The organism is Pseudomonas asturiensis (assembly GCF_900143095.1).
In the GTDB taxonomy this organism is placed as follows: domain Bacteria; phylum Pseudomonadota; class Gammaproteobacteria; order Pseudomonadales; family Pseudomonadaceae; genus Aquipseudomonas; species Aquipseudomonas asturiensis.
The window spans coordinates 66,576-81,956 of record NZ_FRDA01000011.1 but is presented as its reverse complement, the minus strand read 5'-3'; the positions used below and the strand labels follow the sequence as shown (position 1 = coordinate 81,956).

The following is a 15,381-nucleotide window of genomic DNA, read 5'->3' as shown; positions in this document are numbered from 1 at the left end:
CCCCTTCGCGGACAAGTCCGCTCCCACTGGCTGAAACCGGTTTTCAACCTGTGGGAGTGAGCTTGCTCACGAAGGCTGACTTCCAGACGCAACCCTTCGACTGAATACACCGGCCCCTTCGCGGACAAGTCCGCAGTCCGGTGTTTGCTGGAAGGCCGCGCGCGTCAGGAAGGTCGTGCATTGCAAGCTGGTGGGTCAGCGCTGATCACGCTCGTACCGGTCCAGTGTGTCGCTGGCGATCTCACGGCCCAGGGCGATGAGTTCCGGGGCTTTGTAGAATTCGAAGAAACGGCACACCCGCTTCGGGACGTTGATCAGGATGTCCGGCGGGTAGCCCGCGATCTTGTACTGCGCCAGTGACGTCTGCATCACTTCGAAGCTCTGGTTGATCAAATCCAGCAAGGACGCAGGTCCGACGTTGTCGATGATCACCGAGCCGCTCGCCGATTTCGGCGCGCCTTCAGCCTGTGGCGCAGCCGCCGGTTGCTGGCCTTGCGGGTCGGCGCTGATCTCGCCAAGCCAGGGGCTGGGCACGCGGGCGGCTGCCGGTTTGAGGCTGCTGGGTTCAGCGGCTATCGAGGCTGTGTTCGTGGTTTCCAGCTTGCGGCGGAACGGCAAGCGCGAGCCCAGCGAGTTGATCAGCAGGTCGAAACGTTTTTTCACCGCTGGCGGGCGTTCGATGATCGGCAACTGATAATGCTGCTGATGCGTCGAGTTGAGGTTGACCGCCACGATCAGGTCACAGTGGCTCGACACCACCGGCACGATGGGCAGCGGGTTCAGCAGTCCGCCATCGACCAGCATCCGGCCACCTTGCATGACGGGGGTGAACAGGCTGGGAATCGCCGCCGAGGCGCGCATGGCCTGGTGCAGACAACCTTCCTGAAACCAGATTTCCTGCTGATTGGTCAGGTCGGTGGCCACCGCCGTGTAAGGAATGCGCAGGTCCTCGATGTTGATCTCGCCGACAATTTCGCGGATCTGGCCAAACACCTTTTCACCCCGTATCGCGCCCAGCCGGAAACTCACGTCGACCAGGCGCAGTACGTCCAGATAATCCAGGCTTTCGATCCACTCGCGGTACTGATCAAGCTTGCCTGCCGCGTAGATCCCGCCCACCACGGCACCCATCGAGCAGCCTGCGATACAGGCGATCTCATAACCGCGTCGTTCCAGCTCCTGAATCACGCCGATATGGGCGTAACCCCGAGCGCCACCCGAACCTAGCACCAGTGCAATGCGTTTTTTCATCCATGCGCTCCTGAGTATCGTCTTACCTTACCTGCAACCTCCGGCGTTGCGTGATGAAACCTACGTCATTGATTGAAAAGAGTTACGCTTGCGCCCTTGTGCAACGGCACTTTCGGCCTGCATCGCCGTCCAACCCGCACATTCCATTTTTACTCTTGAGGTAACACCCCATGAAAGCCTGGATCTGTCTGCCATTGTTCATCGTGGTTCTTGCAGGTTGTGCTGGCAAGACCGGGTATCGGGACAGCTGCGCCACTCAGCTTGATGCTGCCTGGCATGAGCTTGATCTTGCCAAGGCCGAAGGCTTCGCCGGGACCGTAAGCTACTCCAAGGCGCTGTCGCTGTTGACAGGTGCCAAGACTCAGCAACAATTCGAAGCGTTCGAAGGTTGCACCGAGAAGTCGGAAAAAGCCCGTTTCTACATTCGTGAGTCGCGCGCCGGTCGTTGATCGATCGCCACGGGCAGGCACGTCCAGTGTGCTTGCCCGTCTCTGTTTTACATCCTCTTAAGCAAATCCCTACTCCCTCTGGCGAAACGTCCTACGCTAACCGTAAAGTGTCGGAATAGTTGGCGGGCCCTGTCGTGTCTGGACGGGTAGTAAGCAGTTGCCGGGGAGGCGTTAATGGGCACAAGACTCGATGCATGCCTGAGCGCCATCAATGAAGTGGTGCTGGGCAAGGAAGCACAGGTGCGTCTGGCGATGACCTGCCTGATCGGCGGTGGGCATCTGCTGATCGAAGACCTGCCCGGAATGGGCAAAACCACGCTCAGCCATGCGCTGGCGAAAATTCTTGGCCTGAGCTATCAGCGCATTCAGTTCACCTCCGACCTGCTGCCGGGCGATATCCTGGGCACCTCGGTGTTTGATCGCGACACGGGGCAATTCACCTTTCATCCGGGGCCGATCTTCGCCGAACTGGTACTGGCGGACGAAATCAATCGCGCCACCCCGAAAAGCCAGAGTGCGCTGCTGGAGGCGATGGAAGAGGGGCAGGTGTCCATTGAAGGCGCGACCCGCCTGCTGCCTGATCCGTTCTTCGTGATTGCCACTCAGAACCCGTTCAGCTCCGGTGGCACCTTTGCGTTGCCCGAGTCGCAACTGGACCGGTTCCTGATGCGCATTTCCATGGGCTATCCGGCCAGGGCTGCCGAGAGGGCGCTGCTGCTGGGTGAATCGCGTCGTGAGCTGTTGCCGCGTCTGCAACCGATTCTGAACCACGACCAGTTGGGGCAGTTGCAGGCCCAGGCGCGTCAGGTGCGAGTCAGCGATGCGCTGGTCGACTATGTGCTGCGTCTGGCAGATGCGACCCGCAGCCAGCCGCAGTTCGCGTATGGGCTGTCGCCACGGGCCAGTCTGGCGATTCTGGCAGCGGCGCGGGCCTGGGCCATGCTGGCGGGGCGCGATTATGTGATTCCCGAAGACGTGCAGTCGGTGCTGCCGTCAGTGGTGGGCCATCGTCTGCGTGAACGCACCGATCCGACCGGCCATGGCGGCGGTGCGCTGGTGCAGTGGCTGCTGCGTGAGGTGCCCGTGCTTTGATTGCGCCGCTCAAACCGTTCTGGCAACGCTGGCTGGCAAGGCGGATTCCTGCCGCGTCGCGCATTGTGCTCGATCATCGGCGCATTTTTATTTTGCCGACGCGCACGGGTGTGACCTTTTTTGTCGTGTTGATCTTGATGCTGCTGGTCGCCATCAACTACCAGAACAGCCTGGCGTATGGGCTGACCTTTCTGATGTTGTCAGTGGGGGTGCTGGCGATTCTGCACACCTATCGCAATCTTAGCGGGCTGATCCTCAGCGCAGGGCCATCGCGCTCGGTGTTCGTCGGTGAGCCGGTGCAACTGCGGCTGCGCCTTGAAAGCGCAGGTCACGCTCATCAGGCGCTCGGGCTGGGCTGGGCGGCGGACCACCTGCAAAACGGCGATGTCAGCGCTCAGGGCCTGACCGAGGTCGAGCTGACACTGCCGGCAGAGCGCCGTGGCTGGTTGCGGGCACCACGGCTGCGGGTCGAGAGTGTGTTTCCATTGGGCATCTTTCGGGCCTGGACCTGGCTGGACCTGGGACAGACCGCACTCATTTACCCCCGTCCGCTGTCCGGCACGATGCCGTTGCTCACCGGTGTGCAACCCCACGCCGAAGACGACGGCCAGGCCACTCAGGGGGCGGGCGTCGATGACTATCAGGGGTTGCGCAGCTATCAGCCGGGCGATAACCGTGGGCGGTTGCACTGGAAAGCCTATTCCCGAGGACAGGGGCTGCTGGTCAAGGACTTTACCGACCTGAGCGGGCACGAGCTGTGTCTGGATTTTCTGGCACTGGGTGGCGATATCGAGCAACGCCTTTCACGGCTGTGCTACTGGGTGCTGGAGCTGTCGCAGCGGCACCAGCCCTTTGCGTTACGCCTGCCGGGGTTTCTGTCCAGCGTCGACAGTGGTGATGCGCATCGGGAAGCCTGCCTGCGTGCATTGGCTTTGTATGGACAGCGTCCATGACCCCGAAGACCGTGGTGAGTCAGCCCATTCCCCGGGTCAGCCTGACCTGGCTGTTGCTCGCCCAGGCACTGGTGGTGGTGCCGTTTGCAGTACACGTCCCGGTGTCGATCATGGTGCTGTGGCTGGGCTGTACGATCTGGCGCGTGCAGGCATTTCGCATGCGTGTGCGCCTGCCGGGTACGTGGGTCAAGTCCGGGTTGCTGGTGGGTACGGCCGGAGGCGTTTATCTGGCGCGCGGCAGCCTGGTGGGGCTGGATGCGGGCGCAGCGCTGCTGGTGGCGGCATTTGTGCTGAAAATGCTGGAAATGAGCACGCGCCGTGATGCGCGCGTGCTGATCTTCCTCGGCTTCTTCTGCGTGGTAGTCGGTTATCTGTTCGAGGACAGCCTGCTGTGGGCCCTGTTCAGTCTGTTGCCGATCGGCGCGTTGCTGGCGGCCCTGATCGGCTTGCAGCAATCGGACCTGGCCAGCAAGCCTGCGGGCACCCTCAAGCTGGCGTTCAAGCTGATGGCGCAGGCGGTGCCACTGATGCTGTTGCTGTTTGTGTTCTTTCCGCGTCTGGACCCGCTCTGGTCGCTGCCGCAGCCGAGCAACAAGGGGCTGACCGGGCTTTCCGACAACATGGCTCCCGGCGATATGGCCGAGCTGAGCCGCTCACCGGCGCTGGTGTTTCGTGCCAGTTTCGAAGGGCCTGTGCCTGCACGCAATCAGTTGTACTGGCGCAGCCTGACCCTGGAACAATTTGATGGCCGTCGCTGGTCACAGTCGGCGCGTGCGCAGACCGTGCAGGTGCCGCAGTGGGACAAACGTGGCGATTCAGTTGCCTACAGCATTGTCATGGAGGCCAGCGGTCGGCCCTGGCTGCCGAGTCTGGATGTGGGTGAAACCCCGTTGCCCGAGGTGCGGCAGATGAGCGACTTCCGCCTGCAGCGCAGGCGGCCGGTCGAGCAATCGTTGCTGTACAGCGTCACGTCCTGGCCGCAAAGCGTGCGTGACTCGCAGCTCAGCGAGCAGATTCAGCGTCAGGATCTGCAACTTCCTGCCAAAGGCAATCCTCAAGCCCGGCAGTGGGCCGAAGAGCTTCGTCGTCGCAACGCCAGGCCCGACGCGCTGGTGCAGGCCATGTTGGGTTATTTCACTGACCAGCCGTTCCACTACACCCTAAAGCCCGAGCCGCTGGGTAACGACAGCATCGACGAATTCCTGTTTGCCAGCCGCCGTGGCTTTTGCGCCCACTACGCCGGGGCGATGACCTTTGTGCTCAGAGCGGCGGGCATTCCGGCGCGCGTGGTGGCCGGGTATCAGGGTGGCGAACTCAACCCCGATGGCCAGTACCTGACCGTGCGCCAGTTCGATGCCCACGCCTGGGTCGAATACTGGCAGCCGGGCGTGGGCTGGCGCAGTGTCGATCCGACCGCCGCCGTCGCGCCCCAGCGTATCGAGCAGGGACTGGAACAGGCGCTGGCGGCCGATGAAGACTTTCTGCAGGACTCGCCCATGTCCGCGCTGCGCTATCGCCACATACCGTGGATCAATGACCTGCGCCTGAGCTGGGATTCTCTCAATTACGGCTGGCAGCGCTGGGTGCTGGGGTATCAGGGCCAGCAGCAACTGCAGGTACTCAGCCGCTGGTTCTCGGGGTTCGACGCGCCGGTGTTTGTGGCGGGGATCGCGCTTTCTCTGGGGCTGGTAGCCTTGTGGCTGTTCAAACCCTGGCAGCGGGAAAGCGATTCTCAACTCAGAGTGTTCAATGCCTTTGAACGCATGCTGGCTCGCCATGGTCTGCGTCGTATGCCCGGCGAAGGTGCCGAAGCGTTTGGCAGGCGTGCCGTGGTGTTCCTGCCATTGCAGGCTGAGGCCATCAAGGCGTTTGTCGACGAGTTTCAGGCACAGCGTTATGCCGGACATCCGGGCTCCGTGGGCCGCCTGCGAGCGCGTCTCAAAGCGCTGCGCCGTGGTTTGCCATGGCGGCTGTCGTCGGCCCGCAAGCATCATTCATAGAACGTCTTACAGGGGAATTGCATGTCTTCAATGGTGGATCATCTGGTCGCTGAAATTCTGGCGCTGGACGTCAAACTGCTTGCCTGTCAGGCACGCCTGGCCGTCTCGACCGACAGTGAAGCGCTGCATGATCTGCGCACCACGGTGCGTCGTCTGCGCAGCGTGTTGCGCCCTCTGCGCGAGTTTTCCGGCGCCACGCAACTGGAGGACGCTGCCAAGGCCGTCGGCCAGTTGACCACGCCTTTGCGTGACATGCAGGTGCTGGCCGCGTTCCTTGAGGAGCAAGGCCTGAACGACGCAGCCCGCAAGCGTCACGATCATCTGGGCAGCGCCTGTCCCCGTGTGGCGAAGTCCAGCGAGCTGACCCGACTGTTGACCCTGATCGACCAGTTTCCGACCCTGCTGCGCATGCAGCAGCGTAAGGGCCTGCTGCGCGGTTTGCGCAAGACCATCGAAAAGCGCATGGACAAACAGTGGCACACGCTGCGCACGGCGATTGCCGAACCGGATCATGATCGACATGACCTGCGTCTGCTGATCAAGCGTGTGCGCTACGCCGCCGAGGCTTACCCGGAACTGAGCCACCAGCCGAAGAATATGCGGGCGCGGCTCAAGTCGGCGCAAAGCGAGCTGGGTGACTGGCATGATCATCTGCAATGGCTGGCGCAGGCAGGCGAGCAGCCCGATCTGGCACCGTGCATTGCCGGCTGGCAGATCGCAATCGTGCGCGCCGAACGCAAGGCCGAGGCATCGCTCAAGCGTCTGGCGAAGGCCTGTTTCTAGCGGGTCGCTTTGGAAAAAACAGTTCCTGCGACAAACAGGTCATTCAGGCCGCACTAATGGCCGATATGTGGCATGCCACGCAAGGATGGTATGAGTACCATCCTTTCTATTCGTATCGAACCCAGCAGGTAAGCCCATGACCTTTTCCGAATTGATCGACGCCGTACGAGACAACCCGGGCAGCGTTACCATTCCTGCCGAGTGGTCTCAAGGCCGGGCCTGTTTCGGCGGGCTGATGGCGGCGTTGAACTTCGAGGCCATGTGTGCGCAGGTCCCGCAGGACCGGCCCGTTCGTTCGCTGGCGATCACCTTTGTCGGCCCTGCCGAGCCGGGGATACCGATAGCCTTCGAAGTCGAGATTCTGCGTCATGGCAAGGCGGTGAGTCAGGTGCTCGGGCGCGCTGTCCAGAACGGTCAGGTCATGACCCTGATGCAGGGCAGCTTCGGTGCGCCGCGTGAGTCGATGATTTCGGTCAAGGCTGAACCGGCACCCCACCTCAAACCGGTCGATGAATGCCCTGAGCTGCCCTTTGTCAGCGGCCTGATGCCGGAGTACCTGCGTTTCATGGAGATCCGCTGGGCGCTGGGTGGCCTGCCGTTCAGCAGCACACCGTCGCCTGCCATCGGTGGTTACGCCCGGTTTCGCGACACCTCACGGTCTCAGCCCATGAGCGAGGCGCATATCCTGGCATTGGTCGATACCTGGCCGCCCGCGGTTCTGCCGCACCTGAACAGGCCCGCCCCCGGCAGCTCGTTGACCTGGACCATCGAATTCGTGCAGCCCCAGCCGGTGCTCGACACCTTGCAATGGTGCAGCTATCGCGCCGTGATCGAACATGCGCGTGACGGGTACGGGCACACGGCTGCGGCGTTGTGGACGCCTGAGGGTGAGTTGATTGCGATCAGCCGTCAGACCGTGACGGTGTTTGGCTAAGCACAAAGCCAGGAACGTTCACGCGTTGCTCGTCCAGCAAACGTTTGGCGGCATCGCCAAGATCGCTGAACGGGTCAGGTTACTGCTGCTCCAGCATGTGCCCATGGCGCTGAAAGGCCAGCGCTGCGGCCAGCCCGATGACGCCAATGGCAATCGAAGCAATGCTCAGTGAAAACAGCCCGTCGACAATCAGCAGCGCGGCCACGATGAACAGGGGAGCAGCGATCAGGTGCAGCACCCGATTGGCCGGGTGCCGGTGATTGTCGGTGTAACCACGCCACTGCCATGTGTGGAGATCGGGAAGTCGCTTGTCCATACTGCAGTCCTCTTCAGTGCATTGCAGTCAATGCGTCATTCAATGCCTGAAGAATAGGCCTGACCCCGATCCGTCGCGAATCAAGCCTGACTATCGGCGCGATAGTCGCCTACAGCTTGAGTTGTCCGATGGCCATGTTCAGTTCGCCCGCCAGTACGGCGAGTTCGCCGCTGGTGTTGGCCGAGTCTACGGTCTGGATGACCGTGCGCTCGGTCACGTCGCGAATGCTGACCACCGCCCGGTTCATTTCTTCGGCCACCTGGCTTTGTTGCTGGGCGGCGACGGCGATCTGGGTATTGCTTTCGCGCATCTGCGCCACCGCTCCGGCAATTGCTGCCAACGCCTCTCCGGCTTCGCGTGCCTGCTGCACGCATTCATCGGCCTTGTGCGAACTGTCCTGCATGAAGTCCACCGCGTCACTCGTACCGGCCTGCAACGCGGACACCATGGTGGTGATCTCGTCGGTGGAGCTTTGCACGCGTTTGGCAAGGTTGCGCACTTCATCGGCGACCACAGCAAAGCCACGGCCCATTTCACCGGCGCGCGCCGCTTCGATGGCGGCATTGAGCGCCAGCAGGTTGGTCTGTTCGGCGATGCTGTGAATCACATTCACCACGCCATTGATCTTCTGGCTGTCTGCAGCCATGCGTTGAATCATCTCGGCGGTTTGTTGCACGCCGCTGGACAACCCGGCAATCGACACCTGCACCCGGTCCACCACTGCCTTGCCACTGCCTGCAAGGGCGTCTGCTGTCTGTGACTGGTCGCGGGTCGTCGTGGCGTGCTGGGCGATGTGGTGCACCGTCGCGGTCATCTCATTGATCGCCGTGGCGACCTGATCGGTTTCGCTCTGTTGGCCGAGCATGCCGTGGCGAACCTCAGTCATCCCCGAGGCCAGGTGCGCTGCACCCTGGTCGAGTCTGATGGCAGTCTGCGAGACCGTGGCGACCACCCGCTGATACCCGGCCTGCAGCGCATTGAACGCCTTGGCCATCTGTCCGACTTCGTCTTCGCTGCCGTTGGGCACACGGGCAGACAGGTCCCCGCTGCGTTCCACATGCAGCATCACGTCCTTGAGCGTGTTGAGCTGACTGAGCAGGAAACGGATCAGCAACTGCGAAGCCCCCAGCATCACGATCATCAGGATAAAGACCGCTATCGCGTAGTGGGCGAAATGCTGTGTCAGTACGTCGGTGAAGGTCGGGGTCTGCATGAGCAGTGCGGCATTGGCTGGAAGTGGCTGTGTGGCGGGCCATTGCTCGATCAGGCGTGCAGCCTGTTGAGCGGATGCCTGACGCGATTGCTGCTCCAGGTGTACGGCGTACAGCACCAGCAGTAGGGTGGTGATGAACGCCACGGCGTTCACCGCCCAGAACTTGTACTTGAGTGACAGATTACTTAGCCATGAGCCCATGAGTGGTCTTCTATGATGATCGGTAGAAATAGCAGCAAGGTGCCATCACTGTATTCCGGCCATCAAAGCCACCGTTGACGCGGATCAAGAAAACGGTGGGTTTTCGTCGGATACCCGCTCAACGACAGGCAAACCGAAAAACGCGCGGGCACACGCGGTGCTGTGGCGCGCCAGGTCTGCCTCGGATTCGCCTCGGTGCAGCGCGACCTCACTCAACACGTGCGGCAGATACGCCGGCTCATTGCGACCATTTTTCGGTTTGGGACGCAGGCTGCGTGGCAGCAGATAAGGCGCATCGCTTTCCAGCATCAGACGACCGCGAGGGATGTTGCCGACCAGAGGGTGCAGGTGGGTGCCACGTCGCTCGTCGCAGATCCAGCCCGTAATGCCGATGTGCAGGTCCAGGTCCAGGTAGCTGAACAGCGCGGCTCGTTCGCCGGTGAAACAGTGGACCACGGCCGCCGGCAGCCGGTCCCGGTAATCGCGCAGGATTTCCAGCAGACGCTGGTTGGCGTCGCGCTCATGCAGGAACACCGGCAGTTGCCGTTCCACGGCCATGGCCAGATGCGCTTCCAGGACTTTTTCCTGTTGCGGGCGAGGTGAAAAGTCGCGATTGAAATCCAGTCCGCATTCGCCTACAGCGCGCACGCGATTTTCCTTGAGCAGGGCATGCAACTGTTTCTCGGTGTCGCCGGTCCAATCGCTCGCTGAGTGAGGGTGAATACCTGCCGTGCAGAACAGTCGTTGAGCGCTTTCGTCCAGTTCCAGGCAGAGCTGCAAGGCCTGTTCGCTGCCTTCGACGCTGGTGCCGGTGACGACCAGTTGATCCACGCCTGCGGCGTAGGCCCGGTCGAGTACCGCTTGTCGCTGCGAAGCGAAGCTGGCGTTAGTCAGATTGACGCCAATGTCGATGAGTTGCATGGTGCTACCTCCAGCGCAAGGCTGCCGAGCATATCAGAGCTTCGGTAAAAACAAGAAAACGCTGGCTATTCAACCGGTTGAGCTTCAAGGCTCGACGTGTTCCTTCGATGTTGATGCTGCTGCGTGACTTCCAGAGTTCCTTTTTCCTGTTTCCGGCGATGCCCTTGGGGAATGAATGATCCGATCCGCGCTCGTGTCCATTATCTGTCTGTTACCGCTGTCACTGACATTATCGGCTGAAGTCCTCGCTCGCCCGACCGGGCCTGCCGGGCCTGTCGTCGCGGTGCAGCACTCGACACAGGTACGTGACCTGCCGGCGATTCGCAGCAGCAAAGTGCTGCGCGTGCTGGTCAATCAGAGCCGCAACAGCTCGGGCGACGTCAAAGGGCAGGAGATCGGTGTCGAGTACCACCGCCTGCAAGCCTTCGAGCGTTACCTCAACAGCCATGCGCGCAATGGCCAGAAGGTCACGTTCAAGGTCATTCCCAAGGCCAAGAATCAACTGCTCAGCGCCCTGCAGCGTGGGGAAGGTGACCTGATCGCGCCCGGCGAGCTGCTGGATGTCAGTGACGACAGGGGCGTTCAGGCCAGCAATCCGATCATTCACGATGTGCCCCTGGTGCTGGTCGGCCTGCGTGGCGACCGTCCGCTGCGGCGTGTGGAGCAGTTGTCCGGCCGTACGCTGAGCCTGCCCACCGGCAGTGCCGCTGACGAAGCGCTGCATCAGGTCAATCGGCAACTGGAGCTGCGCAAGCTGCCGCCGGTGAAAATTGAGTGGGTCGACCCCAGTCTTGCTGTCGAAGACGTGCTTGAAATGGTGCAGGCGGGTATCTATCCGTTGACGCTGGTCGAGCAGCCGATTGCCGAGCGGTGGGTCGCGGTGATGCCGAAGCTGCGCCTGGATCGCGGGCTGTCGTTGAAAACCCATGGAGACGTGAGTTGGTTCGTGCGTGACAAGGCGACCCTGCTGCGCGCCAGCATTGACGATTTCCTCAAGGACTATAAGCCCTCCAGCACCCAGGACATTGCCTTCGAAAAAGCCTACAAGAACATGTACCGGGTCAACAATCCGCTGGTGCGCAGCAATATCCAGCGACTGGAGCAATTACGCCCGATGCTGCAACGCCATGCCGACGCGCAGGGCATGGACTGGCTGGACCTCGCAGCGCTGGCGTTCAAAGAATCCAAGCTCGATCCGTCTGCCAAGGGCAGCGGCGGGGCGACAGGGCTGTTGCAGATCACACCTTCTGCGGCCAGGAGCGTCGGGGTTGCCAATATTCAGAATGCCGACGACAACGTGCGTGCAGGCTCGCGCTACATGGCATCGATCAAGCGCAAATATTTCTCCAGCCCCAGGGTCAACGAGCGTGAGCGCATGGCATTCACCATGGCCGCCTACAACATGGGGCCTGAGCGGGTGCAGGGCATGCGCGACGAGGCCAGAAGGCGCGGCCTGAACCCCAATCAATGGTTTTTCCAGACCGAGCGTATTGCGATGGAGCAGGGCGGGGCCAACGTGGTGACCTTCGTCAACAGCGTCAACAAATACTACCTGGCCTTCGATCGTCAACGCGATGCGCTGGAAAAAGACGCGGCTGGAAAGCCGACGATCAGGCGTTGATCGATTAATTAGATGGGTATGCGCCATTTATTGCGATTTTAACATTTGTTCATTCGATTATGATGGCGCCACTCCCACTTAATCAGCGATGGAATCCACCCGCATGAACAGCCTGATCAAATCCGTACTTACCACCCGCGCCGGCTACGGCCTGACCATCCTGCGTGTCATCGTCGGGATCGCCTTCATTGCTCACGGCAGCCAGAAACTGTTCGGTGCCTTTGGCGGTTACGGCCTTGAAGGCACCGCGCAGTACATGGAAAGCCTTGGCCTGACACCCGGTTACCTGATGGCGCTGTTGTCCGGTGGTGCCGAGTTCTTTGGCGGTCTGGGTCTGCTGCTGGGCCTGCTGGCCCGTCCGGCGGCTGCGCTGGTGACGGTATTGTTGCTGGTGGCGATCTTTACGGTGCACATCAGCCACGGCTTCTTCATGGCCAACAATGGCTATGAATATGCGCTCGCGCTGCTGGGCGGCGCTCTGGCGGTATTGATCGAAGGCGCAGGCAGGCTGTCGCTGGACCGGTTGATCGCTCGATAATCGATCCGTCGTCATGCTTGAAGGCCCACAGAGTGTGGGCCTTTCTCGTTGAGCGAGATTGTAGGGCAAGGTAATTGACAACGAAGGGCGCGCTTCTCTAGGATGCGTGCTCAAGCGCCGATTTAACAACTACTTGCGGGGCGCCTGACAAGGCTCATGTCTTGTCGAAATACCGCTAAAACGTTGGTTCGGTGTTGCCTCTCACCGCTGCCCAGCGGAGCTTCTGAGGCAGAGAAAAAACCATGAACAACCTGCGCCCCCTTCTTCGTTTGTCGCCCATCAGCACCGTGCTGACCCGCAAGAGCCCGAAAATCCTTCTCGCCGGTGCCCACCAGCCAACGCTGCTGCGCTATCTGGACGGTTGGCCACGTCGTCGTGGCGGTTCCTGTGCCTTTCTGATTCAGTTTGTCGATGCACATCAACCGCTCAGCCATTTTGCCAACGATCATTTCGACCTTGCCGTTATTCAGTCGCCGGATCCGGCCGACATCGAGCAGGCGATTGGCGATCTGGTGCGCATTGCCCGACAGGGTTTGATCACGCTGGGTTGACCCGCCAACACCGCATTTACCGTCGCCATTGTGTATCAGTGCTTGCATTTTGATATCACTGGGGATGATGATCATGCGCGCCGAGTCAGCGCTGAATTGAGCAGGGTCTCCCCGATGCCTTTCACACAGATGACTTGAGCGCTTGTCAGGATCAGCGGGCGCCTGATTTATTCAGGCGTTCCTGCTGTCGCAAGCTTCTTTATCGCTTACGCATTTCTCGATTCAACACCTCGGACGGTATCGGTTTTTCCTGGGAGGAGGCGCTGTGAGTAGTCATGAGCTGGCCCTTGGGCCTTCGCAGCCGGATACGCGCATTGTCGGGGCGTCGCCATCGTTTCTCAGCGTCATTCACCAGGTGGGCCGGATCGCAGCTGCCCGACACCCGGTGCTGATCTGCGGGCCATCGGAAGCGGGCCAGAAGATCATCGCCCAGCGCCTTCATCGGCTGGGGCCCGGTGCCGGCAAGCCGTTCATTGATCTCAACTGTGCCGCCTTGTCGGCCAACCTCACAGAGACTGAGCTGTCCGGTCATCGTCTGGCTGCGTCAACCACAGGCACGGGCAGCGACTTTGGTCCATTTGAGTCGGTTGGCAACGGGACATTATTTCTCGACGAAATCGATGAGCTCCCCCTCGCGCTCCAGCCTGCGCTGCTACGCGTTCTGGAAACAGGCAGCTTTCGTCCGTTCGGCAGCAGTGAAGAGCGGCGTTTTCAGGGCCGGATCGTCGCGGCGACGTACCGTAATCTTCGAGAGCTGGTCAACCAGGGACTGTTCCGGGAGGACCTTTATTACCGGCTCGCCGTGTTCGAAATCGAGCTGCCGGGTCTGGATCAACGGCCTGAAGATGTCGTGGTGCTGGCGCGCTACTTCGCGAGTCTCCAGCCCCGGCCGATGAGTTTTACATCGGATGCCAACGCGTTATTGATGCGTCAGCGCTGGCCTGGACAGGCCCGTCAATTGCGCACGCTGATCGAGCGTCTGAGCACTGTGGTCGACGATCCGCTGGTCAGTGCGGCCGTTCTGAAGCCCTTCCTGGGTGAAGACCGTTCGTTGAAACGCCTGGCGCCGCCAAGCGATGTCACCGACCTGCTCATGCGATTGCCCGGCAAGAATAAGCTGGCGGCAGCCGAACAGTTGTTGGTGGAACACGCGCTCAAGCTCAGTCGTGGCGACACGTGTGCGGCGGCGCAGTTGTTGGGGGTGCATCGTCAGGTCATCGAGCGGCGGCTCAAAATGCGCGAGCAGTACGAGCCGGACCTGCAATCCGCTTTGAACCTGGCGTTCACGGCGACGGCCAGTTCCCGGTTTCAGGCGGCAATTCGCGTGTTGCGGCCGCTGTTGCATTCAAGCGAAAGCCAGTCCTACACCCCGGCAGTCGGTCGTCAGCTTGTGGAGGGTTGGCGTCTCCTGGGCGTTTGCTATCGGGGATTACAGGGCTGGATGAGCCCTGATGCGCGTGCCAGTGACAGTGCGGCCCTGAGGATCGGCACAGACCTTTGCGAGCCCGCAGAATTGGCGGTGTTGCAGTTCGGTATCTGGAGCAGTCAGTTGATGGCACTTGACCTGCGTCAGGCTCGCAGCACAGCGCAGGAGATGCTGCGCCGAGGCTATGCCGGTGGGACTGCGCAGATGCTGGATGAGGCGCACATTGCCCTGGCCAACACCTTGTACTGGCTGGGTGACACCGAGGAATGTCTGTCGATCCTGGCCCAATCGCGCCTGACAGACCGCAACTCGCAGCGGCAGGTGAGCGCGCAGGGCCTGGATTTTTTTGCGCTGGCATTGACGCTGGAAGGCTTGTCGGCGTTTCACAGCGGCTTTTTCTCACGGGCCAGAACAGCGCTGGAACGCTTGAAAGCCCTCGGTGACGAGCATCATTGCGCGTTCGGCGAGGCCGTTGTCCTGCAGGGTGCTGCCTGGCTATCCTGCCTCTTTGAGGACGCCGATGCCGTCGAACTCTACGCGGGAAGGCTGGTGCTGGTATCGCGGGACAATGGTTTCACGTTTTACCAGGGCGTGGGCCTGATCTTTCAGGGCTGGCACATGGCGCAGGGCGGTGCGCTCGAAGCCGGACTGGCGATGATTGTCGACGGCTATGAACATCATGTGCTGCGTCATGGCGGGCACCTTTTTTATTCATTCCAGATCTGGAAACGAGCCGAGCTGCTGTTGCAAGCGGGCCGGGCGCTGGAATCATCCACGCTGATCCTGCAAGCCATCGACCGCGCCGATACGTATCAGGAGAAGGTTTATCTCTGTGACCTGATGGTCGTCAGGGCCCGGTCATTTCAGGCACTTGACCACCCTGAATCCGAAGACATGCTGCGCACGGCCCTGTCCACAGCCTATGCGCTGGGCTCGCTGCCCGCTCGAATTTCAGCTGCCACTCACCTTGCAGTGCTGCTTGCCGACACCGCCCGCCACGATAAGGCGCTCCATACCCTGGAGCGGGCGATGACGGGGGTTTCGATGCAACAGGCGCCGCTTTCTCTTACTCACGCCCACTCTGTTCTGGTAGCGCTTCAACCGGCACGGAGCCTTATTCACCACAACTGAA

Annotated in this window: 13 protein-coding genes and 1 pseudogene; 10 read left to right on the top strand and 4 right to left on the bottom strand. The window is 61.1% G+C overall.

Features of this window, described 5'->3' with window-relative positions; genetic code table 11:
- Positions 1-195 precede the first annotated feature (195 nt).
- Positions 196-1,251, bottom strand: coding sequence for a patatin-like phospholipase family protein (locus BUB69_RS18920; RefSeq protein WP_073169406.1), 1,056 nt, complete (start codon positions 1,249-1,251; stop codon positions 196-198).
- A 170-nt stretch (positions 1,252-1,421) separates the two neighbouring features.
- On the opposite strand from BUB69_RS18920, the gene BUB69_RS18915 reads away from it, so the two are divergent.
- The 6 genes from BUB69_RS18915 (at position 1,422) to BUB69_RS18890 (ending at position 7,462) form a co-directional block, all read left to right on the top strand.
- The gene (locus BUB69_RS18915) at positions 1,422-1,700 is read left to right on the top strand and encodes a hypothetical protein (RefSeq protein ID WP_024687857.1); all 279 of its coding nucleotides are present in this window, start codon (positions 1,422-1,424) and stop codon (positions 1,698-1,700) included.
- A 174-nt stretch (positions 1,701-1,874) separates the two neighbouring features.
- Entirely contained in the window at positions 1,875-2,792 is a 918-nt protein-coding gene (locus BUB69_RS18910) for an AAA family ATPase (RefSeq protein ID WP_073169404.1), read from the top strand.
- Complete coding sequence (locus BUB69_RS18905; RefSeq protein WP_073169401.1) at positions 2,789-3,745, top strand: DUF58 domain-containing protein; 957 nt, start codon at positions 2,789-2,791, stop codon at positions 3,743-3,745. The genes BUB69_RS18910 and BUB69_RS18905 overlap by 4 nt, the downstream gene beginning before the upstream one ends.
- Positions 3,742-5,745 (top strand): transglutaminase TgpA family protein, encoded by a 2,004-nt coding sequence (locus BUB69_RS18900; RefSeq protein WP_073169399.1) that lies wholly within the window; start codon positions 3,742-3,744, stop codon positions 5,743-5,745. The genes BUB69_RS18905 and BUB69_RS18900 overlap by 4 nt, the downstream gene beginning before the upstream one ends.
- A gap of 30 nt (positions 5,746-5,775) precedes the next feature.
- Positions 5,776-6,528 (top strand): CHAD domain-containing protein, encoded by a 753-nt coding sequence (locus BUB69_RS18895; protein ID WP_163032045.1) that lies wholly within the window; start codon positions 5,776-5,778, stop codon positions 6,526-6,528.
- A 136-nt stretch (positions 6,529-6,664) separates the two neighbouring features.
- On the top strand, positions 6,665-7,462 hold the full coding sequence (locus tag BUB69_RS18890; protein ID WP_073169395.1) for an acyl-CoA thioesterase: 798 nt from the start codon (positions 6,665-6,667) through the stop codon (positions 7,460-7,462).
- Here BUB69_RS18890 and BUB69_RS18885 read toward each other — a convergent pair.
- From BUB69_RS18885 to BUB69_RS18875, 3 genes and pseudogenes are all read right to left on the bottom strand, one after another.
- Positions 7,431-7,778 (bottom strand): annotated as a pseudogene (locus tag BUB69_RS18885) (Mpo1-like protein). The gene BUB69_RS18890 and the pseudogene BUB69_RS18885 sit on opposite strands and share 32 nt — an antisense overlap.
- Positions 7,779-7,887: 109 nt before the next feature.
- Positions 7,888-9,192 (bottom strand): methyl-accepting chemotaxis protein, encoded by a 1,305-nt coding sequence (locus BUB69_RS18880; RefSeq protein ID WP_073169391.1) that lies wholly within the window; start codon positions 9,190-9,192, stop codon positions 7,888-7,890.
- 84 nt (positions 9,193-9,276) lie between these two features.
- Positions 9,277-10,113, bottom strand: a complete 837-nt coding sequence (locus BUB69_RS18875; protein ID WP_073169389.1) for a TatD family hydrolase — start codon at positions 10,111-10,113, stop codon at positions 9,277-9,279.
- Between the two features lie 175 nt (positions 10,114-10,288).
- Here BUB69_RS18875 and BUB69_RS18870 point away from each other — a divergent pair, with 175 nt between their 5' ends.
- The 4 genes from BUB69_RS18870 to BUB69_RS18855 all read left to right on the top strand — a co-directional run bounded on the left by BUB69_RS18870 (position 10,289) and on the right by BUB69_RS18855 (position 15,380).
- Positions 10,289-11,734, top strand: coding sequence for an MltF family protein (locus BUB69_RS18870; protein WP_073169387.1), 1,446 nt, complete (start codon positions 10,289-10,291; stop codon positions 11,732-11,734).
- 103 nt (positions 11,735-11,837) lie between these two features.
- On the top strand, positions 11,838-12,272 hold the full coding sequence (locus BUB69_RS18865) for a DoxX family protein (RefSeq protein ID WP_073169385.1): 435 nt from the start codon (positions 11,838-11,840) through the stop codon (positions 12,270-12,272).
- Positions 12,273-12,514: 242 nt separating this feature from the next.
- On the top strand, positions 12,515-12,823 hold the full coding sequence (locus BUB69_RS18860; protein WP_073169382.1) for a hypothetical protein: 309 nt from the start codon (positions 12,515-12,517) through the stop codon (positions 12,821-12,823).
- A 265-nt stretch (positions 12,824-13,088) separates the two neighbouring features.
- Positions 13,089-15,380: a sigma 54-interacting transcriptional regulator gene (locus tag BUB69_RS18855; protein WP_073169381.1), complete on the top strand. Its 2,292-nt coding sequence runs from the start codon at positions 13,089-13,091 to the stop codon at positions 15,378-15,380.
- Position 15,381: the final 1 nt, after the last annotated feature.

Coding starts and splice junctions, on each gene's coding strand:
- BUB69_RS18900 (WP_073169399.1), top strand. CDS start 3,742: ATGACCCCGAAGACCGTGGTGAGTCAGCCCATTCCCCGGGTCAGCCTG.
- BUB69_RS18915 (WP_024687857.1), top strand. CDS start 1,422: ATGAAAGCCTGGATCTGTCTGCCATTGTTCATCGTGGTTCTTGCAGGT.
- BUB69_RS18875 (WP_073169389.1), bottom strand. CDS start 10,113: ATGCAACTCATCGACATTGGCGTCAATCTGACTAACGCCAGCTTCGCT.
- BUB69_RS18890 (WP_073169395.1), top strand. CDS start 6,665: ATGACCTTTTCCGAATTGATCGACGCCGTACGAGACAACCCGGGCAGC.
- BUB69_RS18910 (WP_073169404.1), top strand. CDS start 1,875: ATGGGCACAAGACTCGATGCATGCCTGAGCGCCATCAATGAAGTGGTG.
- BUB69_RS18920 (WP_073169406.1), bottom strand. CDS start 1,251: ATGAAAAAACGCATTGCACTGGTGCTAGGTTCGGGTGGCGCTCGGGGT.
- BUB69_RS18880 (WP_073169391.1), bottom strand. CDS start 9,192: ATGGGCTCATGGCTAAGTAATCTGTCACTCAAGTACAAGTTCTGGGCG.
- BUB69_RS18870 (WP_073169387.1), top strand. CDS start 10,289: ATGATCCGATCCGCGCTCGTGTCCATTATCTGTCTGTTACCGCTGTCA.
- BUB69_RS18865 (WP_073169385.1), top strand. CDS start 11,838: ATGAACAGCCTGATCAAATCCGTACTTACCACCCGCGCCGGCTACGGC.
- BUB69_RS18860 (WP_073169382.1), top strand. CDS start 12,515: ATGAACAACCTGCGCCCCCTTCTTCGTTTGTCGCCCATCAGCACCGTG.
- BUB69_RS18895 (WP_163032045.1), top strand. CDS start 5,776: ATGGTGGATCATCTGGTCGCTGAAATTCTGGCGCTGGACGTCAAACTG.